The organism is Pseudomonas alliivorans, from assembly GCF_017826695.1.
GTDB lineage: Bacteria > Pseudomonadota > Gammaproteobacteria > Pseudomonadales > Pseudomonadaceae > Aquipseudomonas > Aquipseudomonas alliivorans.
Genome location: NZ_JAFFZW010000004.1, coordinates 145,817 through 166,854 on the forward strand (window position 1 = coordinate 145,817; position 21,038 = coordinate 166,854).

At 60.5% G+C, this 21,038-nt stretch carries 20 protein-coding genes; 14 read left to right on the plus strand and 6 right to left on the minus strand.

Annotation, left to right across the window (positions count from 1 at the left end):
- Position 1: 1 nt before the first annotated feature.
- A complete protein-coding gene (gene gatA, locus JTJ32_RS13200) occupies positions 2-1,453 on the minus strand; it encodes an Asp-tRNA(Asn)/Glu-tRNA(Gln) amidotransferase subunit GatA (RefSeq protein WP_099226348.1) in 1,452 nt (483 codons plus the stop codon).
- A 14-nt stretch (positions 1,454-1,467) separates the two neighbouring features.
- Positions 1,468-1,755 (minus strand): Asp-tRNA(Asn)/Glu-tRNA(Gln) amidotransferase subunit GatC, encoded by a 288-nt coding sequence (gene gatC, locus JTJ32_RS13205; RefSeq protein ID WP_004881569.1) that lies wholly within the window; start codon positions 1,753-1,755, stop codon positions 1,468-1,470.
- Between the two features lie 206 nt (positions 1,756-1,961).
- Between gatC and mreB the strand changes: the two genes are divergently transcribed.
- The 8 genes from mreB to tldD all read left to right on the plus strand — a co-directional run bounded on the left by mreB (position 1,962) and on the right by tldD (position 13,248).
- The gene (gene mreB, locus JTJ32_RS13210) at positions 1,962-2,999 is read left to right on the plus strand and encodes a rod shape-determining protein MreB (protein ID WP_002555108.1); all 1,038 of its coding nucleotides are present in this window, start codon (positions 1,962-1,964) and stop codon (positions 2,997-2,999) included.
- A gap of 178 nt (positions 3,000-3,177) precedes the next feature.
- A complete protein-coding gene (mreC, locus tag JTJ32_RS13215) occupies positions 3,178-4,296 on the plus strand; it encodes a rod shape-determining protein MreC (RefSeq protein ID WP_210042501.1) in 1,119 nt (372 codons plus the stop codon).
- Positions 4,289-4,780 (plus strand): rod shape-determining protein MreD, encoded by a 492-nt coding sequence (mreD, locus tag JTJ32_RS13220; protein WP_004881567.1) that lies wholly within the window; start codon positions 4,289-4,291, stop codon positions 4,778-4,780. Before mreC ends, mreD begins: the two co-directional genes overlap by 8 nt.
- Before the next feature lie 63 nt (positions 4,781-4,843).
- A complete protein-coding gene (locus JTJ32_RS13225; RefSeq protein WP_210042318.1) occupies positions 4,844-5,446 on the plus strand; it encodes a Maf family protein in 603 nt (200 codons plus the stop codon).
- Complete coding sequence (gene rng / locus JTJ32_RS13230) at positions 5,443-6,900, plus strand: ribonuclease G (protein WP_004881565.1); 1,458 nt, start codon at positions 5,443-5,445, stop codon at positions 6,898-6,900. Before JTJ32_RS13225 ends, rng begins: the two co-directional genes overlap by 4 nt.
- Before the next feature lie 196 nt (positions 6,901-7,096).
- Positions 7,097-10,912 (plus strand): YhdP family protein, encoded by a 3,816-nt coding sequence (locus JTJ32_RS13235; protein WP_210042319.1) that lies wholly within the window; start codon positions 7,097-7,099, stop codon positions 10,910-10,912.
- Between the two features lie 48 nt (positions 10,913-10,960).
- A complete protein-coding gene (locus tag JTJ32_RS13240) occupies positions 10,961-11,806 on the plus strand; it encodes a carbon-nitrogen hydrolase family protein (protein ID WP_210042320.1) in 846 nt (281 codons plus the stop codon).
- A 2-nt stretch (positions 11,807-11,808) separates the two neighbouring features.
- Positions 11,809-13,248: a metalloprotease TldD gene (gene tldD / locus JTJ32_RS13245; protein ID WP_099226344.1), complete on the plus strand. Its 1,440-nt coding sequence runs from the start codon at positions 11,809-11,811 to the stop codon at positions 13,246-13,248.
- Between the two features lie 45 nt (positions 13,249-13,293).
- Here the strand turns inward: tldD and yjgA are convergent, their stop codons facing one another.
- Positions 13,294-13,815, minus strand: a complete 522-nt coding sequence (yjgA, locus tag JTJ32_RS13250; protein ID WP_024687484.1) for a ribosome biogenesis factor YjgA — start codon at positions 13,813-13,815, stop codon at positions 13,294-13,296.
- A 107-nt stretch (positions 13,816-13,922) separates the two neighbouring features.
- Between yjgA and pmbA the strand changes: the two genes are divergently transcribed.
- The 6 genes from pmbA to JTJ32_RS13280 all read left to right on the plus strand — a co-directional run bounded on the left by pmbA (position 13,923) and on the right by JTJ32_RS13280 (position 19,391).
- A complete protein-coding gene (gene pmbA / locus JTJ32_RS13255; RefSeq protein ID WP_099226342.1) occupies positions 13,923-15,269 on the plus strand; it encodes a metalloprotease PmbA in 1,347 nt (448 codons plus the stop codon).
- A 334-nt stretch (positions 15,270-15,603) separates the two neighbouring features.
- Positions 15,604-15,999 (plus strand): FagA protein, encoded by a 396-nt coding sequence (locus tag JTJ32_RS13260; RefSeq protein WP_210042321.1) that lies wholly within the window; start codon positions 15,604-15,606, stop codon positions 15,997-15,999.
- Complete coding sequence (locus tag JTJ32_RS13265) at positions 15,992-17,368, plus strand: class II fumarate hydratase (RefSeq protein ID WP_210042322.1); 1,377 nt, start codon at positions 15,992-15,994, stop codon at positions 17,366-17,368. Before JTJ32_RS13260 ends, JTJ32_RS13265 begins: the two co-directional genes overlap by 8 nt.
- A 32-nt stretch (positions 17,369-17,400) precedes the next feature.
- A complete protein-coding gene (locus JTJ32_RS13270; protein WP_099226339.1) occupies positions 17,401-17,862 on the plus strand; it encodes a DUF2753 family protein in 462 nt (153 codons plus the stop codon).
- Between the two features lies 1 nt (position 17,863).
- A complete protein-coding gene (locus JTJ32_RS13275) occupies positions 17,864-18,475 on the plus strand; it encodes a superoxide dismutase (RefSeq protein WP_210042323.1) in 612 nt (203 codons plus the stop codon).
- Positions 18,476-18,503: 28 nt separating this feature from the next.
- On the plus strand, positions 18,504-19,391 hold the full coding sequence (locus JTJ32_RS13280; RefSeq protein ID WP_210042324.1) for a ZIP family metal transporter: 888 nt from the start codon (positions 18,504-18,506) through the stop codon (positions 19,389-19,391).
- A gap of 28 nt (positions 19,392-19,419) precedes the next feature.
- Here the strand turns inward: JTJ32_RS13280 and JTJ32_RS13285 are convergent, their stop codons facing one another.
- The 3 genes from JTJ32_RS13285 to ptsN are packed head-to-tail and all read right to left on the minus strand — an operon-like array spanning position 19,420 to position 21,033.
- Positions 19,420-19,692 carry an HPr family phosphocarrier protein gene (locus tag JTJ32_RS13285; RefSeq protein ID WP_099226336.1) on the minus strand — a complete coding sequence of 91 codons (273 nt, stop codon included), beginning with the start codon at positions 19,690-19,692 and terminating at the stop codon, positions 19,420-19,422.
- Positions 19,693-19,708: 16 nt separating this feature from the next.
- Positions 19,709-20,566, minus strand: coding sequence for an RNase adapter RapZ (rapZ, locus tag JTJ32_RS13290; protein WP_099226335.1), 858 nt, complete (start codon positions 20,564-20,566; stop codon positions 19,709-19,711).
- A gap of 2 nt (positions 20,567-20,568) precedes the next feature.
- A complete protein-coding gene (gene ptsN, locus JTJ32_RS13295; protein ID WP_004881552.1) occupies positions 20,569-21,033 on the minus strand; it encodes a PTS IIA-like nitrogen regulatory protein PtsN in 465 nt (154 codons plus the stop codon).
- Between the last annotated feature and the right edge of the window lie 5 nt (positions 21,034-21,038).

A 21,038-nucleotide genomic window follows, 5' to 3' on the forward strand; every position in this document is an offset into this window, starting at 1 on the left:
CTCAGAAGCCTTCAGGTGCGCGAGTGTGCCAGTCGGTGACCTGTTGATACTGGTGCGCGACGTTGAGCAGACGGCCTTCCTGGAAATACGGTGCGAGCAGTTGCACGCCCACCGGCAGACCTTCGACGAAGCCCGCTGGCATCGACAGGCCCGGCAGGCCCGCGAGGTTGGCGGTGATGGTGTAGAAGTCTTCCAGGTATTCGGCAATCGGATCGTTGGTCTTGGCGCCGATTTTCCAGGCCGGGTTAGGCGTGGTCGGGCCGAGGATCACGTCCACTTCGGCGAAAGCGCTCATGAAGTCGTTCTTGATCAGGCGACGGATCTTCTGTGCCTGCAGGTAGTAGGCGTCGTAATAGCCTGCCGACAGGGCGTAGGCACCGACCATGATGCGACGTTGCACTTCCGGACCGAAGCCTTCGGCGCGCGAACGCTTGTACAGATCGGTCAGGTCTTTCGGGTTTTCGCAGCGATAGCCGAAACGCACGCCGTCGAAGCGCGACAGGTTGGACGATGCCTCTGCCGGTGCGATGACGTAATAGGCCGGGATGCCGTGCTGCAGGTTGGGCAGGCTGATTTCCTTGACGATGGCGCCGAGCTTTTCAAGCTCCTTGACGCTTTCGTGGACCAGTTGCGCAATTCGCGGGTCAAGACCTGCACTGAAATACTCTTTGGGCAAACCGATACGCAGGCCCTTGAGCGAGGCGTTGAGGGTTGCCGAGTAATCCGGAACAGGCTCGTCGATGCTGGTGGAATCCTGTGCGTCGAAACCGGCCATGCCTTGCAGCAGCAGGGCGCAGTCTTCAGCGGTACGGGCCATCGGGCCAGCCTGATCGAGGCTGGACGCGTAGGCGATCATGCCCCAGCGCGACACGCGGCCGTAGGTCGGCTTCAGACCCGTCAGGTTCGTCAGTGCGGCAGGCTGGCGAATCGAGCCGCCGGTGTCAGTGCCAGTCGCGGCAGGCAACAGGCGCGCGGCAACGGCCGCAGCGGAACCGCCGGACGAGCCGCCAGGCACGCATTCAAGGTTCCAGGGGTTCTTCACGGCGCCATAGTGGCTCGACTCGTTGGCAGAACCCATGGCGAATTCGTCCATGTTGGTCTTGCCCAGCGTCACCGTACCGGCCGAAGCCAGTCGGGAAACCACGGTGGCGTCGTACGGAGCCTTGAAATTGTCGAGCATCAGCGAGCCGCAGCTGGTGCGGATGCCTTGCGTGCAGAACAGGTCCTTGTGAGCCAGCGGGGCACCGAGCAGGGCGCCATGCTCACCGGCGGCACGGCGTGCGTCCGCGGCCTGGGCCTGAGTAATGGCCAGGTCTTCGGTGAGGCTGATGAAGCTGTTGAGCTGAGGGTCGAGCTGCGCGATGCGCGACAGCAGGACTCGGGTCAGTTCTTCAGAGGAAAACTTCTTTTCGGCGAGTCCGCGGGCGATCTCGGCCAGAGTCATTTGATGCATGCAGGCTCTTTCCCTTACTCGATGACTTTCGGAACCAGATAAAGCCCGTCCTGGACGGCTGGTGCGATGGCTTGGTAAGTGTCGCGACGATTTCGTTCGGTTACGGCGTCATCACGCAGGCGCTGAGAGGCTTCCAGCGGGTGGGCCAGGGGTTCGATGCCGGTGGTATCGACCGCCTGCATCTGATCGACCAGCCCGAGAATACTGTTGAGGGCTTCAGTGGTACGTGGGATATCGGCGTCATTGAGGCCCAGTCGGGCCAGATGAGCGATCTTTTCCACGTCGGAGCGTTCAAGCGCCATGGGGGGATCTCCTGTGGAATACGAGCGAATTTGCTTTGTGACCAGATGCGGAACACTATCGTGTTTCTGCGGTCTCAAGCCGCTAACGTCGAGGGTCGTGTTTGTAAAAGCGCCAATTTAACATATTGGCTCCTTGCCCAAAATCCCTGTCGTTGTTAGAGTTTGCCGCACTTTTTTACCCACGCGTTCCCTAGGGTCCCTTTCCCATGTTCAAGAAACTGCGTGGCATGTTTTCCAGTGATCTATCCATCGACCTGGGCACTGCCAACACCCTTATTTACGTGCGTGAGCGCGGTATCGTTCTGAATGAGCCCTCTGTCGTTGCCATTCGTACTCACGGCAACCAGAAGAGCGTCGTGGCCGTCGGTACAGAAGCCAAGCGCATGCTGGGCCGTACTCCAGGCAACATCGCGGCCATCCGCCCCATGAAGGACGGCGTCATCGCCGACTTCAGCGTCTGCGAGAAGATGCTTCAGTACTTCATCAACAAGGTCCACGAAAACAGCTTTCTGCAGCCCAGCCCTCGTGTGCTGATCTGCGTTCCGTGTAAATCCACTCAGGTTGAGCGCCGCGCCATTCGCGAGTCGGCCCTGGGTGCAGGCGCCCGTGAAGTATTCCTGATCGAAGAGCCCATGGCTGCTGCCATCGGTGCCGGTCTGCCGGTTGAAGAGGCACGCGGTTCGATGGTTGTCGACATCGGCGGCGGTACCACTGAAATTGCGCTGATCTCCCTGAATGGCGTTGTCTATGCCGAATCAGTACGTGTAGGCGGTGACCGTTTCGACGAAGCAATCATCACTTACGTGCGTCGCAACTACGGCAGCCTGATCGGCGAATCCACTGCCGAGCGCATCAAGCAGGAAATCGGTACGGCCTATCCAGGTGGTGAAGTGCGTGAAGTCGACGTGCGTGGCCGTAACCTCGCTGAAGGCGTTCCGCGTGCCTTCACGCTGAATTCCAATGAAGTACTTGAAGCCTTGCAGGAATCGCTGGCGACCATCGTTCAGGCCGTGAAAAGCGCCCTGGAACAGTCGCCGCCGGAACTGGCTTCGGATATCGCCGAGCGTGGTCTGGTGCTGACCGGTGGTGGTGCGCTGCTGCGCGATCTGGACAAGCTGCTGGCTCAGGAAACCGGTCTGCCGGTCATTGTTGCCGAAGACCCGCTGACCTGTGTGGCGCGTGGCGGTGGCCGTGCGCTGGAAATGATGGATAAGCACACCATGGATCTGCTCTCCAGCGAGTAATTCGCCGGGGTGCCGCTCATTGGCTTTTTGTATACGGGTAGCACTTGTGCTACCTGTATGCGTGAGGCTGATTAAAATGGTGCCTATTTCTTTCATCTGTCCAGGCCGGTTCCATACCGCATGAATAACAGCCAATTGAAGCTTGATCCGTCGATTGCATGCCCGGGAGGAGCGGCCTATTAAACCGCTTTTCGCAAAAGGCCCATCGCTGGGCGTACGTCTGTTGGTGCTGGCTGTGTTGTCTGTGGCGTTGATGGTGGTTGACGCCCGCTTCACGGTCCTCAAGCCCGTGCGCAGTCAGATGTCACTGGTGTTGATGCAGTCCTACTGGATCGTCGATCTGCCACAGCGTCTCTATCAGGGTGTTGCCAGCCAGTTCGGCAGCCGCACCGAACTGATCGCCGAAAACGAAAAACTCAAGACCGAAGCCCTCCTCCTGCAAGGTCGCCTGCAAAAACTGGCGGCGTTGACCGAGCAGAACGTGCGTCTGCGCGAGTTGCTGAATTCTTCTGCGCTGGTCAACGAGAAAGTCGAGGTCGCCGAGCTGATCGGCATGGACCCGAATCCGTTCACCCACCGCATCATCATCAACAAGGGGGAGCGTGACGGTGTCGTGCTGGGTCAACCGGTGCTCGATGCGCGTGGCCTGATGGGGCAGGTGGTCGAGCTGATGCCTTACACCTCGCGTGTCCTGCTGCTCACCGACACCACCCACAGCATTCCCGTTCAGGTCAACCGCAACGGTTTGCGCGCCATTGCCAGCGGCACCGGCAACCCGGAGCGTCTGGAGTTGCGGCACGTAGCCGACACCGCAGACATCAAGGAAGGCGACCTGCTGGTCAGTTCAGGTCTGGGGCAGCGTTTCCCGGCCGGTTATCCGGTGGCGACGGTCAAGGAAGTCATTCATGACTCTGGTCAGCCGTTCGCGATCGTGCGTGCTGTGCCGACCGCTGCCTTGAATCGCAGTCGCAACCTGCTGCTGGTGTTCTCCGACAGCCGCACGCCGGAAGAGCGTGCCGCCGATGCCGCACAGGCTCAGGAGTCGTTCGACAAGGGACTCGAGCCTGCTGCGATCCCGACCCTGCCGCCACCGACGCCGGCGTTTCCAATGTGGCCGCAACCCGTTGCTCCGGTATTCCCGGTCGGCACGACCACGCACAAGCCGGCATCTCAAAGTACTGCACCGGCACCTGCCGCCACACCGGCAACGCCTGCTGCGCGTCCTGCCTCGCGTCCTGCCGCTTCGCAGCCCTCGGCTTCTTCACCTTCCAGCATTCGGGAGCGTATCGATGGTTAGTCATGTTTCCGGACGCAATGGCTGGGTCGTCTGGCTGACCTTCGCCATCGGTTTGCTGTTGAGCATTTCACCGCTGCCGCAGTTCATGGAAATCTTTCGTCCGCTCTGGCTGGCCTTGCTGCTAACGTTCTGGGTGCTGGCGCTGCCTCATAAATACGGCATGGCCACCGCCTGGATTCTGGGTCTCATGGAAGACGTGCTGTATGGCACGCTGCTGGGCCAGAACGCGCTGATCCTGACCCTCATTACGTTCCTGGTCATGTCGTTGCAGCAGCGTTTGCGAATGTTCCCCATGTGGCAGCAATGCCTGGTGTTGCTGGTGGTCTTCGGTCTGGCGCAGCTTGCACAGCTGTGGCTCAGCGCTTTGACCGGCAACCGTCAGCCCACACTGGCGCTGGTTCTGCCGGCTCTGGTCAGTGCCTTGCTATGGCCCTGGGTCAGTTACGGCCTGCGTGGATTGCGCATACGTTTGAAAATCAATTAAGCGCAACGCGATCGCGGCGCCTGAAGCGTACGCGTTCGCCGTCACCGACACGGAGATGTCCTTATGCCCTCGCTCTATCTGGCTTCTGGCTCACCGCGCCGCCGAGAATTGCTCACTCAGATCGGTGTTCCCTTCACGGTGCTGAGTGCGCAGATCGACGAAACCCCCCTGGATTCCGAATCTCCTGCCGCCTACGTTGAACGCCTCGCGCTGGGCAAGGCGCAGGCCGGGCTCGCGCTGCTGGCGCCCGATCAGCCGGTGTGCGTGATGGGAGCCGATACGGCGGTGGTGCTGGGCGGCCGGATTCTCGGCAAGCCGTTGGATGAAGCCGACGCGCTGGGCATGCTGGCGGCGTTGTCGGACACCGAACATGAAGTATTGACCGCCGTCGCGCTGGTCGATCAGCAGCGCAGCGAAACCCGCATCGTCACCAGTCGCGTACGTTTTCGCCCCATTCAGCCACACGAAGCCCAGGCCTACTGGGCCAGCGGCGAGCCGCAGGATAAGGCGGGCGGCTACGCCATTCAGGGCCTGGCGGCCATCTTCGTGGCCGATCTGCACGGCAGCTATTCTGGAGTGGTTGGTCTGCCTCTGTGCGAAACCGCAGAATTGCTCGCTGGTTTCGGCATACCCTGTTGGCAATACCTGGAAGGTAACGAGCCATGAGTGAAGAGATTCTGATCAACATCACCCCGATGGAATCACGGGTAGCGGTAGTGGAGAACGGTGTGCTGCAGGAGGTCCACGTCGAGCGGACCCAGCGTCGTGGCATCGTGGGCAATATCTACAAAGGCAAGGTGGTGCGCGTATTGCCCGGCATGCAGGCCGCGTTCATCGATATCGGCCTCGACCGCGCAGCGTTCATTCATGCTTCGGAAATATCCATGCGTGAAGGGCCTGCCGTCGAAAGCATCGCTTCGCTGGTGCATGACGGTCAAAGTCTGGTGGTGCAAGTCACCAAGGACCCGATCGGCAGCAAGGGCGCGCGGCTGACCACTCAGTTGTCGATCCCGTCCCGTTACCTGGTCTACATGCCGCGCACGGCGCATGTGGGCATTTCCCTGAAGATCGAAGACGAGGCCGAGCGCGAGCGTCTGAAAAAGGTCGTCAGCGATTGCGTAGCGCTGGAAGGCATCAAGGAAGCGGGCGGTTTCATCCTGCGCACCGCGGCAGAAGGCGCTGGCGCTGACGAAATCCTCATGGACATCCGTTACCTGCGCAGGCTGTGGGATCAGATCGGCGAGCAGATCAAGACGGTCAGTCCGCCGACGGTCATCTACGAAGACCTGGGGCTGGCCCTGCGTACCTTGCGCGATCTGGTCAGCCCGCGCATCGAGAAGATCCGTATCGACTCGCGGGAGACCTTCCAGAAAACCACGCAGTTCGTTGCCGAACTGATGCCGGAAATAGCCGACCGGCTTGAGCATTATCCCGGCGAGCGACCGATCTTCGACCTCTATGGCGTCGAGGACGAAATCCAGAAAGCGCTGGAGCGCAAGGTGCCGCTCAAGTCGGGCGGTTATCTGGTGGTCGACCCTGCGGAGGCGATGAGTACCATCGACGTCAATACGGGCGCGTTCGTCGGTCATCGCAATCTGGAAGAGACCATTTTCAAGACCAACCTGGAGGCGGCGACAGCCATCGCCAGGCAGCTGCGCCTGCGTAATCTGGGCGGCATCATCATCATCGATTTCATCGACATGGAAGACGCCGAGCATCAGCGGCAGGTGCTGCGTACGCTGGAAAAACAGCTGGAGCGCGACCACGCCAAGACCAACATCATTGGCATCACCGAGTTGGGGCTGGTACAGATGACGCGCAAGCGCACCCGCGAAAGCCTGGAGCAAGTGCTGTGCGAGCCATGCCACTGCTGTCAGGGTCGCGGCAAGCTGAAGACGCCTGAAACCGTGTGCTACGAGATATTCCGTGAGATTCTGCGCGAAGCCCGCGCCTATCAGGCGGTAGGTTACCGAGTGCTGGCCAACCAGCGTGTGGTTGACCGTCTGCTTGATGAAGAATCCGGCAATGTGGCGGAACTCGAGAGTTTTATCGGTCGCACCATCCGTTTTCAGGTAGAAACCATGTACTCGCAGGAACAATACGACGTCGTATTGCTCTGAGATTGTCACCGTTCGACCGTTCGACCGTTCGACCGTTTGCAACAAGCGCCCGGCGGGGTTCTGGCAGGTCTACCCTTATATCGAGAATGATGCGTGGCGAATGAGCAAAACCTGTACCTGATCCTGCCAGGCTGTTTGAGTCGGGTTCTCGCCGTGCATCGTCATGGGCCATGTGTGCTGCGGAGGACATGCTGATATGCAGCGTCTTCCACGTGTCGTTGCCGGCATCACCCGCTGGAGCCTGGGCCTCTGCGCGCTGTTGCTGGTGCTGGCCGCGCTTTATGTGAGCCTGGGTCGTCAGTTGGCCCCGATGGTTGCGGAATACCGTGTCGATGTCGAAACCCGCGTCAGCACGGCGTTGGGCATGCCTGTCAGCATTGGCAGCCTGGAGGGCAACTGGAGCGGTTTTGCGCCAGTGGTGCAGGCTCACGACGTCATGCTCGGTGAAGGCAGCAGTGCGTTGCGTCTGGACAACGTCAGGGTGGTCCCCGACCTGTGGGAGAGCCTGCTGGCGCGCGATGTGCGGCTTGCCCACCTTGAAGTCGATGGCTTGCAGGTCATCATTCGACAGGCTCAGGACGGCAAATGGTCGGTGCAGGGTCTGCCGGTCAAAGATGACAGCCCGGTCGATCCGCAGCAGATCCTCACGCAACTGCAGAGGGTCTCGCGCCTGTCATTGCTCAACAGTCAGGTCACTCTTCACCCGTTTGATGAATCTCCGCTGACCCTGACGTACGTCAATCTGAGCCTGGCCACAGGCAGTTATCACCAGCGCCTGGACGCGCGCCTGACGCTGCCTGATGGTCAGCCGCTGGCGTTGAACCTGAATACGCGTATCGAGGCCAGTCGCTGGAAAGAAGGCGAAGCCGATCTCTATGCCAGCCTGCCCCAGAGCGATTGGGCCAAGTGGCTGCCCAAGAGCCTGACCCGGGAATGGACCGTTTCCACGTTGAAAGCGGGTGGCGAGTTCTGGCTGAGCTGGAGCCGGGGCGGCGTGAAGAGCGCGGTCGCCCGGCTGCATGCGCCACAACTCAAGGGTGTGTATGCAGGACGCAAGCCGTCGACCATCGATGATCTTGCTCTGAATGCCTGGTTCGAGCGCACCGACAAGGGCATGGACCTGAAACTGGATTCGCTGGCCATGAGCCTTGGCAGCAATCGCTGGGAAAGCCGTCTGCAGGCCACGCAGACAGCCGCAACGCCCGACAATGAAGAGCTGTGGCACGTGCAGGCCGACCGTCTGGACCTGACGCCATTGACCCCGCTGATCGACTCGCTGGCACCCCTGCCGGACAAGGTGATGGCCGTTGTCGATGGTTTGAAGGTGAAGGGCGGGTTGCGTAACGTTCTACTCGATTACCGACCCCAGGCCGAAGGCGACAAGCGTCTGGGCTTTGCCGCCAACCTCGACAAAGTAAGCTTCAATGCCTATCACGACGCACCTGCTGCGGCGAACGTCAGTGGCGCGATCAGCGGCGATCTGGGGCAGGGCGAACTGCGTCTGGATACCAGCGATTTCATGCTGCACCTGGACCCGATCTTCGCCAAACCCTGGCGCTATCAGAAAGCCAATGCGCGTCTGACCTGGAAGCTGGACGATCAGGCATTCACCCTGATCGCCCCATACATCAAGGTGCAGGGCGATGAAGGTAAAATCGCGGCGGACTTTCTCATTCGTATCCACCTCAAGCACGACCAGGAAGATTACATGGACTTGCGGGTCGGCATGGTCGACGGGGATGGCCGCTACACCAGCAAGTACCTGCCTGCAGTGCTGAGCCCGGAACTGGACCACTGGCTGCGCACGGCGATTGTCAGCGGCGCGGTCAATCAGGGCTTCTTCCAGTATCAGGGCTCGTTGAACAAAAGCTCTCCGGATACGGCGCGAGTCATCAGCCTGTTTTTCGACGTGAGCAACGCAACGCTCGCCTTTCAGCCAGGCTGGCCTTCGCTGACCGGTGTCGATGGCAAGGTGTATGTCGAGAACAGCGGCGTGCGGGTCAAGGCCAGCAAAGGGCAGATTCTGAATACAAAGGTCAGCAACGTGCTGGTCAATATTCCTCACGTCGAGTCCGGCAAGGACAGCCATCTGCTGGTGGATGGCAACGTTTCCGGCACCGTGGCCGATGGCCTGAAGATTCTTCAGGAAGCGCCGATCGGCACCGGCAGCACCTTTGCCGGGTGGCAGGGCGAGGGGCCGCTGGAGGGCAAGCTTAAACTGGATATTCCGCTGGCCAAGGGTGTGGAGCCAAAGGTCGTGGTGGACTTCAGCACCCGTGATGCGCGTCTGAAACTGGTCGATCCGGTGCTGGAGCTGACGAAGCTCAAGGGCGACTTCCGGTTCGACAGCGACAAGGGCCTCAGCGGCAAAGACATTCGCGCCCAGGCATTCGACCGGCCTGTCACGGCGCAGATTGCTGCCGAAGGCAAGCCGGGAGCCAATGTGACCCGTATCGTGGCCAACGCGCAGATCACGATCAAGAAGCTGACCGACTGGCTGGATATCAAACAGGCATTGCCCGTCTCTGGCGACCTTCCGTTCCAACTGCAACTGACGCTGGACGGCAAGGACAGTCCGCTGTTGATCACGTCCGCCCTGAAAGGCGTTGCGATCGACCTGCCAGCCCCGTTCGGCAAGACGGCCGAGCAGGAGCGCGACAGTGAGTTCCGCATGACCCTGCAGGGCGCGGAACGCCGCTTTGGCGCTGCTTACAGTGAAATCGCCAACCTCGCATTCACTGCACCGGCGGGAAAATTTGCCGACGGACGTGGTGAACTGTTTCTGGGGCAGGGCGGTGCAATCGTGCCGGACGCCAAAGGGTTACGGGTCAGCGGCAGTCTGAACGAGCTGGACGTGGCGCCCTGGCAGGCGATTGTCGATCGTTATTCCGGCGGCGACCCGGGCGGTAACGCTCGACAGTTGCTCAGCAGCGTGGATCTGCAGATCGGCAAGCTCACAGCCATGGGGACCACGCTGGACGATGTGCGCGTTCAACTGCAACGCAGTGCCGCTGCATGGCTGCTGTCGCTGGACAGTGCGCTGGTCAAGGGCAGCGCCTCCCTGCCTGACGCCAAGTCCGCACCGATCGGCATCAACCTGCTTTACGTGAAACTGCCCGCGACCGACCCGAAAGCAGTCGTGGTCGAGAACGCGCCAGATCCGCTGGCCGACATAGATCCCAGCAAGATTCCTGCGCTGGACGTAAAGATTTCCCAACTGTTCCAGGGTGATCAACTGTTGGGTGCATGGGCACTGAAAATTCGGCCTACCGCAACCGGCATTCGCATGACCGATATGAGCCTGGGGCTCAAAGGCATTCTGCTGGAAGGCGAGGGTGTCTGGGAGGGCGCTCCCGGATCGAGCAGCAGTTGGTTCAAAGGGCAGCTGGGAGGCAAGAATCTCGCCGATGTGCTGAAAGCATGGAATTTTGCGCCTACCGTCACCAGTGAGACGTTCGAGATGAATTTCGACGGTCGCTGGCCAGGCTCTCCGGCGTGGGTGGGACTCAAGCGCTACTCCGGCAGCCTCGATGCCACCTTGCGCAACGGTCAGTTCGTCGAGGTCGAAGGCGGCGCGCAGGCGCTGCGGGTGTTCGGATTGTTGAACTTCAACTCCATCGGCCGCCGTCTGCGTCTGGATTTCTCTGACCTGCTGGGCAAAGGGCTCAGCTACGACCGGGTCAAGGGGCTGCTGGTGGCGAGTGAGGGTGTGTATGTCACCCGCAACCCGATCACGTTGACTGGGCCGTCCAGTAACCTCGAACTCAACGGTACGCTGGACATGGTCAAGGACCGGGTCGACGCCAAGTTGCTGGTGACACTGCCGGTAACCAACAACCTGCCGATTGCTGCGCTGATCGTTGGCGCGCCAGCCATCGGAGGTGCGCTGTTTCTGGTGGACAAGCTGCTGGGTGACAAGGTGGCTCGGTTCGCCAGCGTGCAATACAAAGTCGAGGGGCCGTGGAAAGAGCCGAAGATTACCTTCGACAAGCCTTTTGAAAAGCCTCAATAGCGCGTCATGGAGTACAGTGGTGCCCATGCCATTCAAAAAAGGGTCGCCATGTCTTTTGCAGTGATTCAGATGGTCAGCCAGAGCGACGTCGCGGGTAACCTGACCCGTGCACGCGCCTTGTTGGAACAGGCCGCCGAGGGCGGCGCCCGGCTTGCGGTGCTGCCCGAGAACTTTGCCGCCATGGGCCGTCGGGACGCTGCCGACATCGGTCGCGCCGAAGCCGCAGGTCAGGGATTGATCCTTCCGTGGTTGAAACAGGCCGCGTGTGACCTCAAGTTATGGATAGTTGCCGGAACGATTCCCCTCCCGCCCGATGATCAGCCCCATGGCAAGGTCACGGCCTGCTCGTTACTGATCGATGAGCATGGCCAGCAGGTTGCGCGTTACGACAAGCTTCACCTGTTCGATGTGGACGTCGCAGACAATCGAGGTCGCTACCGGGAATCGGATGACTATGATCATGGAAACAACGTGGTGGTGGCCGACACTCCGGTCGGACGGCTCGGACTGAGCGTCTGTTATGACCTGCGCTTTCCGGAGCTTTACACCGCACTGCGTGAAGCCGGCGCTGAGCTGATCACTGCGCCATCAGCCTTCACGGCGGTGACGGGTGCCGCGCACTGGGACATCCTGATCCGGGCGCGTGCCATCGAAACCCAGTGCTATCTGCTGGCAGCCGCACAAGGCGGGGTGCATCCCGGGCCTCGGGAAACATACGGACACGCGGCCATCATCGATCCATGGGGGCGGGTCCTGGCTCAGCAGGCGCAGGGTGAAGCCGTGCTGCTGGCCACGCGTGACAGTGAAGAACAGGCGTCCATACGGGCGCGGATGCCGGTGTCCAGTCACCGGCGCTTTTTTTCGCAGGACGCCTTGCGGCCTGCTTCGGAGTGAATATGAGTGACGTGTCCTCAGTCAGTGAACACCTTCTGGCCCCCGGCGGCCTGAGTCTGGACAGCCTGCAATCGGTGCTGGGCGAGCTGGCCGGGCCGGGTATCGATGCCGCTGATCTGTATTTTCAGGGGATGATCTCCGAGTCCTGGGCGCTCGAAGACGGCATCGTCAAGGAAGGCAGCTTCAACCTTGATCAGGGTGTGGGCGTGCGTGCCCAGTCCGGTGAGAAAACCGGTTTTGCCTACAGCAATGCAATCACCGAGGAAGCGTTGCTCACCGCCGCGCGCGCGGCACGCTCCATCTCTCGTGCCGGTCAGAACGGCAGCGTGCAGGCCTTCACGTCGCAGGACGTGGCTCAGCTTTATGCGCCAGATAACCCGCTTGAAGTACTGACTCGCGCCGAGAAGGTCGAGTTGCTCAAGCGTATCGATGTAGCGACCCGCGCGCTGGACCCACGCATTCAGCAGGTTTCGGTCAACATGGCCGGCGTCTGGGAGCGGATTCTGGTGGCTGCGGCTGACGGCAGCCTGGCCGCCGATGTACGACCGCTGGTGCGTTTCAACGTCAGCGTCATCGTCGAACAGAACGGTCGTCGCGAGCGCGGCGGCCATGGTGGTGGCGGTCGTACCGACTACCGTTATTTCCTGACCGATGACCGCGCCATGGGTTATGCCCGCGAAGCGTTGCGTCAGGCGCTGGTCAATCTTGAAGCCATTCCTGCACCTGCAGGCACGTTGCCAGTCGTGCTGGGTTCCGGCTGGTCGGGCGTTCTGCTGCATGAGGCCGTGGGACATGGCCTGGAAGGTGACTTCAATCGTAAAGGCAGTTCGGCCTACAGTGGCCGGATGGGCGAGAGGGTGGCGTCCAAACTGTGCACGATCGTCGATGACGGCACGCTGGCTGGCCGTCGCGGCTCGTTGAGTGTCGATGACGAGGGCACTCCGACCGAATGCACGACCCTGATCGAAAACGGCGTGCTCAAGGGCTATATGCAGGACAAATTGAACGCTCGCCTGATGGGTGTGGCGCGCACCGGCAACGGTCGTCGCGAATCCTATGCGCATCTTCCGATGCCACGCATGACCAACACTTACATGCTGGGCGGCCAGAGCGATCCGCAGGAAATCATTGCGTCGGTCAAGCGCGGTATCTACTGCGCGAATCTGGGCGGCGGTCAGGTGGACATCACCAGCGGCAAGTTCGTGTTCTCGACCAGTGAGGCCTATCTGATCGAAGACGGCAAGATCACCGCGCCTGTCAAAGGTGCCACCTTGATCGGCAATGGGCCGGAAGCCATGAGCAGGGTTTCGATGGTGGGTAACGACCTGTCGCTGGACAGCGGTGTCGGGACCTGCGGCAAGGACGGGCAATCGGTGCCGGTTGGCGTGGGTCAGCCTACGCTGAAAATCGACGCGATCACGGTTGGCGGTACGGGTAACTGAACATGAGCCGGGACTGGCCGATGCTGGCCAGCCCCGAGGTCGAGATCAACGCAGACCGCGTTGAATTTCGTCCAGCTCACGAATGTATTTGAAGATTTTGCGGCTGGTAGCCGGCGGTTTGTTGCGTGCAACTTCGTGTTGAGCCTGACGGATCAAGGAGCGCAGTTGCTGGCGGTCGGCATCCGGGTATTCGACCACGAATTTTTCGAGGTCGCTGTCATCGCCCGCGATCAGGCGATCTCGCCAGCGCTCCAGACCGTGAAAACGTTCGTTGTACTGGCGAGTGGAGGCATCGAGTTGGTCCAGCAAAACCAGAATGGCTTCCTGATCCTGATCGCGCATCAGCTTGCCGATGAACAGGATGTGCCGCTTTCGCGCAATGTTGGCCGTGTGCTTGGGCGCTTCGGCCAGAGCCTTGCGCAAGGCATCGGTCAACGGCAGCTTGGCCAGCACATCGGCTTTGAGTGTCGTCAGTCGCTCGCCGAGATCAACCAGAGCGTGCAGCTCTCGTTTGACCTGGGTTTTGCTTTTCTCCCCGTCGAGGGAGTCGTCGTAAGAATCAACCATGGGGGCAGTCCGCAAAGAAACGCCGCCATGATAACCAGTCGAGGGCCGCTTGTCCGGCCCGGTCGGTATTCGGCCTGTGCCGAAAGCAGAATTTGATGGAGAAAATCATGAGTGCAACCCAAAGCGTCGGCCCACAGGCCTTGCCTGAACTGCAGGAGCAGGTCGAACAGATCATTGCCGAAGCCAGACGTCAGGGCGCCAGCGCCTGTGAAGTCGCGGTGTCGCTGGAGCAGGGACTGTCGACCTCGGTGCGTCAGCGCGAAGTTGAAACGGTCGAGTTCAACCGCGATCAGGGGTTCGGCATCACCTTGTACGTCGGTCAGCGCAAAGGTTCGGCCAGTACCTCGGCCACCGGCGCTGACGCGATTCGCGAAACGGTCGCTGCAGCCTTGGCGATTGCCGAGCATACGTCGGAAGATAAAAGCTCGGGTCTTGCTGACGCTGCGTTGATGGCCAGAGACATTCAGGATTTCGATCTTTACCACGCCTGGGACATCACGCCCGAGCAATCCATCGAGAAAGCGCTGCTCTGTGAGGCGGCCGCCTTTGACGCAGATCCTCGCATCAAGAACGCCGACGGCACCACGCTCAATACTCACCAGGGTTGTCGCGTCTACGGCAACAGCAACGGCTTCATCGGCGGCTACGCGTCGACCCGGCACAGCCTCAGTTGCGTGATGATTGCTGAAGGCGAAGGCCAGATGCAGCGCGATTACTGGTACGACGTGAACCGTCAGGGCCAATTGCTCGCGGACGCCGAGAGCATCGGCCGCAAGGCTGCGCAGCGGGCCGCGAGTCGTCTGGGCGCACGTCCCGTGCCGACCTGCGAAGTGCCCGTGCTGTTTTCAGCAGAGCTGGCTGGCGGTCTGTTTGGCAGCCTGCTGGGCGCGATTTCCGGCGGCACGCTGTACCGCAAATCCTCCTTCCTGCAGGACTCGCTAGGCCAGCGACTGTTCCCGGAATGGATGACCATTGACGAGCGTCCCCACCTGATGCGCGCCATGGGCAGTTCGGCGTTCGACAGCGATGGCCTGGCGACCTACGCCAAGCCATTCGTGGAGAACGGCGATCTGGTCTCCTACATCCTCAGTACGTACTCGGGACGCAAACTTGGCCTGCCGAGCACCGCCAACGCAGGCGGCGTGCACAATCTGTTCGTGACCCATGGCACGGAAGATCAGGACGCGCTGATCCGGCGCATGGGCCGTGGCCTGCTGGTGACCGAGCTGATGGGCAGCGGCCTGAACATGGTGACAGGCGATTACTCACGCGGCGCTGCGGGCTTCTGGGTCGAGAACGGCGAGATTCAATTTCCGGTCCAGGAAGTGACCATTGCCGGCAATATGCGTGACATGTTCAAGCAGATCGTCGCCGTTGGCAGCGATGTCGAGTTGCGCAGCAACATCCGCACCGGCTCGGTGCTGATCGAGCGCATGACGGTTGCGGGTAGCTGATCCGATCATTGAAGGTGCCGAGGTTCCGTGCCCATCGCTGCGCGTGGGCATGGATTGCGTGGTGCAACGCTTCGCCGGGGCTCCTTCGTCCTGACACTGATTCAGCCGTCGCTCAGTCGCAATCGGTGGTGTACGCATTATCGCGTCAAAAGCGTTGCTGTCTCACCTGAGCGCCAGATGACTTGTATATAGCTATAAAGGCTTAGTCACGTCCCATCAGATCAGCGTTTGATAGGGATATCCCTCCCCTCTGGTCACCCCGATCCAACTCTTCTCTTGTTTTGATTCTCGATCTCATTCAATAATGAATCTCATTTCACAATGAGTCGCGGTCATGGGATCTGTTCTGCACGAGCTGCCTTATCTGGAAAACTGGCGCGATCTGAGTCTCCGGATTCGCTGCGCCCTTGAGCCTGACGAGCCGCGTCTGATCGAGCATTACCTGGCCGAAGGGCGATATCTGGCGCGTTTCACCGCCACGCCTCACGCGCTGATCGCAGAAACCTCCTTCCGTCTGCTGATGGACACTGCCCGCGACACGATGCTGCCCTGGCACTGGCGCTGCCTGTGTCTGGACCAGGCCTGGCGCCCGCTGCGCGATGTCGAGGCGCTTGCCTCCACGCCTGCCCGTCGTCAGCGCTGGGAAGCCTGTGTTCATCAACTGGCGTCCTGCGTGCTGCAACCCTCAATTTCTCCCTCTGAACTGGTGCAAGGACATTGCGATGAGTAATACCCGTATCGAACGCGACAGCATGGGCCCTTTGCAGGTGCCGGCCGACGCCCTGTATGGCGCACAGACTCAGCGTGCGGTGGATAACTTTCCGATCAGCCATCAGCGCATGCCCCGGCAATTCGTTCGTGCACTGTTGCTGGCCAAGGCTGCAGCGGCTCACGCGAATCTTGAACTGGAGCAGATCAGCGAAGGGCAGAGCAGGGCGATTGTCGCCGCGGTCGAGCAATTGTTGAGTGGCGACTTCATGACCCATTTCCCGGTGGATATCTTTCAGACCGGATCCGGCACCAGCACCAACATGAATGCCAACGAGGTGATCGCCACGCTTGCCACCCGCATCCTGGGCGAGCCGGTCAATCCCAACGATCACGTCAATTGCGGGCAAAGCAGCAACGACATCATTCCGACGACGATTCATGTCAGCGCTGCGCTGGCGCTGCATGAGCAGTTGCTACCCGCCCTGAATCACCTGGTCCAGGTTATCGAGCACAAGGCTGTGCAGGTTCACGCCTTCGTCAAGACTGGCCGCACGCACCTGATGGACGCCATGCCGGTGCGCATGAGTCAGGTGCTCAACGGCTGGTCGCAGCAGATTCGGGCCAACATCGAACATCTCGAAGGCCTGCAACCCAGCCTGCAGTCCCTGGCGCAGGGCGGTACGGCAGTCGGCACCGGGATCAATGCGCATCCCGAGTTCGCTGCCCGATTCAGCGCGCACCTCGGCACACTGAGTGGCGTCACGTTTACGCAGGGCAAGGACTTGTTCGCGCTGATCGGCTCGCAAGACACCGCCGTTGCTGTCTCGGGTCAGCTCAAGGCAACCGCCGTTTCGCTCATGAAGATCGCCAATGATTTGCGCTGGATGAATTCCGGCCCTTTGGCCGGTCTCGGTGAGATCGAGCTGGAGGCGCTACAACCGGGTTCTTCGATCATGCCGGGCAAGGTCAATCCAGTGATTCCGGAAGCCACCGCCATGGTAGCCGCGCAGGTCATCGGCAACGACGCCACCATCACCGTGGCAGGTCAGTCCGGCAACTTCGAGCTGAATGTGATGCTGCCGATCATCGCCCAGAACCTGCTCAGCAGCCTTGAGTTGCTTGCCAACTCCAGCCGGCTGCTGGCTGACAAGGCGATCGCCAGCTTCAAGGTCAACGAGGCCAAACTCAAAGAGGCGCTGTCGCGCAATCCGATTCTGGTCACTGCGCTCAACCCGATCATTGGCTACCAGAAAGCCGCCGAAATCGCCAAGAAAGCCTATCAGGAAGGCCGCCCGGTGATTGACGTCGCGCTGGAGCACACCGATCTGCAGCGCAGCCAGCTGGAAGTGTTGCTCAACCCCGAAAAACTCACCGCCGGCGGCCTCTGATTCGGTCCGGCCAACGCATCTGGAGGTATGTCATGCAGCATTGGAAACGCACCATTGAACAGGCCAATCGCTGTTTCAACCTCGGCGAATGGGTCGAGGCCCGTGAGTTGTACCTCCAGGCGCTGGCGCTGGCACAGGTCCTGTTCGAGCGCTGGCCGGATGCCGACGAAGCCGTCGCGGCCTGTGTAATTTCCCATCACAACCTCGCCGACCTGCATTTGAGTCTGGGGCAGCCGGAGGAGAGTGCCGAATACCTGTGCGCCATTCACCAGCATTTGCTGCAGACCATGCAAGACCAGCGTCTGCAGCCCGCATTGCGCGATGCTGCGTTGCGGCACAGCAGCAAAACCTACGTCGAGCTGTTGGGCTTCATCAGTGAACACGGCGAATACCCGCGCACGCATCGACTCCTGAACAGCAGCAGCGAACACACGCGCTCGTCATTGCAGCGCGATTCTGCGGCCAACCCTGGCCTTTTCTACGGAGCACATTGAAATGCCTTACACCTTGCCCGAACTGCCTTACGCCTACGATGCCCTGGAGCCGCATATTGATGCGCAGACCATGGAGATCCATTACACCAAGCACCACCAGACCTATATCAACAACCTCAATGCGGCCGTCGACGGTACCGAATACGCCGAATGGCCCATCGAAAAGCTGGTCGCCAGCGTCAAGCAATTACCCGAGAGCCTTCGCCCCGCAGTGATCAATCAGGGCGGCGGTCATGCCAACCATTCGCTGTTCTGGGAAGTCATGGTGCCCGGCGGTGGTGGTCTGCCAAAAGGTGAGGTCGCTAAAGCCATCGACGCCCAGTTGGGCGGCTTCGACAGTTTCAAGGAAGCCTTCACCAAGGCGGCGCTGACTCGCTTTGGCAGCGGCTGGGCCTGGCTGAGCGTTACGCCGGACAAGAAGCTTGTGGTGGAAAGCAGCGGTAATCAGGACAGCCCGTTGATGAGCGGCAACACGCCGATTCTGGGTCTCGACGTATGGGAGCACGCCTACTACCTGCGCTACCAGAACCGTCGTCCTGAATACATCAATGCGTTCTACAACGTCGTCAACTGGGACGAGGTGTCCCGGCGTTATCAGGCCGCTGTGGCCTGATATTCCTCAACACGAACCAAGGCCGTCTATGCGTTCTGAAATACTCGCTGTCAGCAGTGTCCGGTTGTTTCGTCTTGCAGTAGGCACCGTGCTGCTCTTGGCGGGTATGGCTTTACTGGTGGCTCAAGGGCTGGCCTGGCTGAACCTTGAGCCGCGCCTGCTGCGTGCCTTGGAAGGTGGCGCGATCTGCGCTCTGGGAACTGCGCTGGGGGCGGTGCCAGTGTTGGTGATCCGCAAGATGCCGATCATGGTGTCGGACGGTCTGCTGGGCTTCGGCGCCGGGGTGATGCTGGCCGCGACGGCATTCTCACTCATCGTGCCGGGCCTCGCAGCTGCCGAGGGCCTGGGGTTCACGCCGTGGGGCGCTGGCGGCCTGATCAGTCTTGGGATCGTTCTGGGTGCCCTAGGCCTGTTCGCGGTGGATTACAGTGTTTCCCAAGGCGCGCAGTCTGGAAGCATTCAGGATCACCCGGCAATTGCGCCGCGTATCTGGCTGTTCGTGATCGCCATCGTGGCGCATAACATTCCAGAGGGCATGGCAATTGGTGTATCGGCAGGCGGAGGCTTGTCGGAAGCTGACAGTCTGGCCATCGGTATTGCCTTGCAGGATGTGCCTGAAGGACTGGTAATCGCGATGGTGCTGGCGGGGGCGGGGATGTCGCGGGTCAGGGCGTTTCTGATCGGCGCCGCGTCCGGGCTGGTGGAGCCGCTGTTCGCATTGCTGGGGGCCTGGCTCGTCGCAATCGCCGAGCCTTTGCTGCCATTCGGTCTGGCTCTTGCCGCAGGCGCCATGCTGCTGGTGGTGACCCACGAAATCATCCCGGAATCACGTCTCAACGGACACAACAGGATTGCCAGTCTGGGGCTGATTGCCGGGTTCTGTCTGATGATGGTGATGGATACAGCGCTGGTCTGACAGTTGAGTGGGGCGTGTAAGAAGTGTCTTACTCGCCTTCGTCAAACTTGTTGTTGATCAGCTCGACCAGGCCATCCAGTGCTTCCTGCTCATCTTCACCTTCAGTCGAAAGATGAATTTCGGTACCTTTGCCTGCCGCCAGCATCATCACGGCCATGATGCTTTTGCCGTCGACCATGCTCTCCGGCGAGCGGCCAACTCTTATCTGGCAAGCGTGTTTGCCTGCGACCCCTACGAACTTGGCGGCTGCGCGGGCATGCAGGCCCAGTTTGTTGATGATGGTGATTTGACGAGCGGGCATCGCAGAGGTGTTCCTTTCAGCTGAGGTCGCGGTGGCGAACCTGAACGTTCTTGAGTGATGGTTGCAGAACCTGCCCCAGCCGCTCTGTCAGATAGACAGACCGGTGATGCCCGCCCGTGCAGCCAATGGCAATGGTCACATAGGACCGATTGCTTGCAGCGAAACGAGGCAGCCACTTGGTGAGGTAGGAAGAGATGTCCTGGAACATTTCTTCAACGTCGGGCTGTGCCGCCAGATAATCGATGACAGGTTGTTCGAGTCCCGAATGATCACGCAGCTCAGGCTTCCAGTACGGATTGGGCAGGCAGCGCACATCGAAGACCAGGTCTGCATCGACCGGCATGCCGCGCTTGAAACCGAACGACTCGATCAGGAACGCCGTGCCGGGTTCCGGCTTGTTCAACAGGCGCAGCTTGAGCGTGTCGCGCAGTTGGTAAAGATTGAGGTGAGTGGTGTTGATCTTGAGGTCGGCCAGATCGATGATCGGCCCCAGCAGCGCGGTCTCGTCACGTATGGCCTCGGCCAGCGAACGGTCCGATGTGCTCAGCGGATGGCGCCGGCGGGTCTCGGAAAAGCGCTTCAGCAGGGTGGCTTCGTCGGCATCCAGATACAACACATCGCACTGGATATTGCGCGCACGTACCTCGTCGAGCATGGCCGGGAAACGGGTCAGGTGACTGGGCAGATTGCGGGCATCGATGGAAACCGCCAGCAGCGGTTCGGCCAGTTCGGTGTTGATCAAGGCTCGTTCGGCAAGCTCCGGAAGCAATCCGGCAGGCAGGTTGTCGACACAGTAGAAGCCGCTGTCTTCCAGTACATCGAGCGCCGTGCTCTTGCCCGAGCCGGAGCGGCCACTCACGATGATCATGCGCATGGTCAGTTGCCGTTCTGCACGTCTAGCACCACTTGATAGAGCGCTTCATTGGTCTTGGCGCTGCGCAGGCGTGTCCGGACATCCTTGGAATCAAGCATGCTGGCGATCTGGCGCAGCAGCTCCAGATGCTTGTCCGTGGCAGCCTCCGGGACCAGCAGCACGAACAGCAGATCGACAGGCGCGCCGTCGATGGCATCGAAGTCTACGGAATCGTTGAGATGAATGACGGCACTGACAGGTTCGCCACAGGTGGCGAGACGGCAATGAGGGATGGCAATGCCATTGCCGAAACCGGTAGAGCCAAGTTTTTCACGGGCGACGAGGGCCTTGAATACTGTTTCCCAATCAAGCCCCGGTACTTCGCGGCCAATCAGTCGGGCAATATGTTCGAGTACGCTTTTCTTGCTGCCGCCCGGCACGTTCACTTCGGAACGGCCGGGGGTCAGGATTTCTTCAAGTCGGATCATGTGTG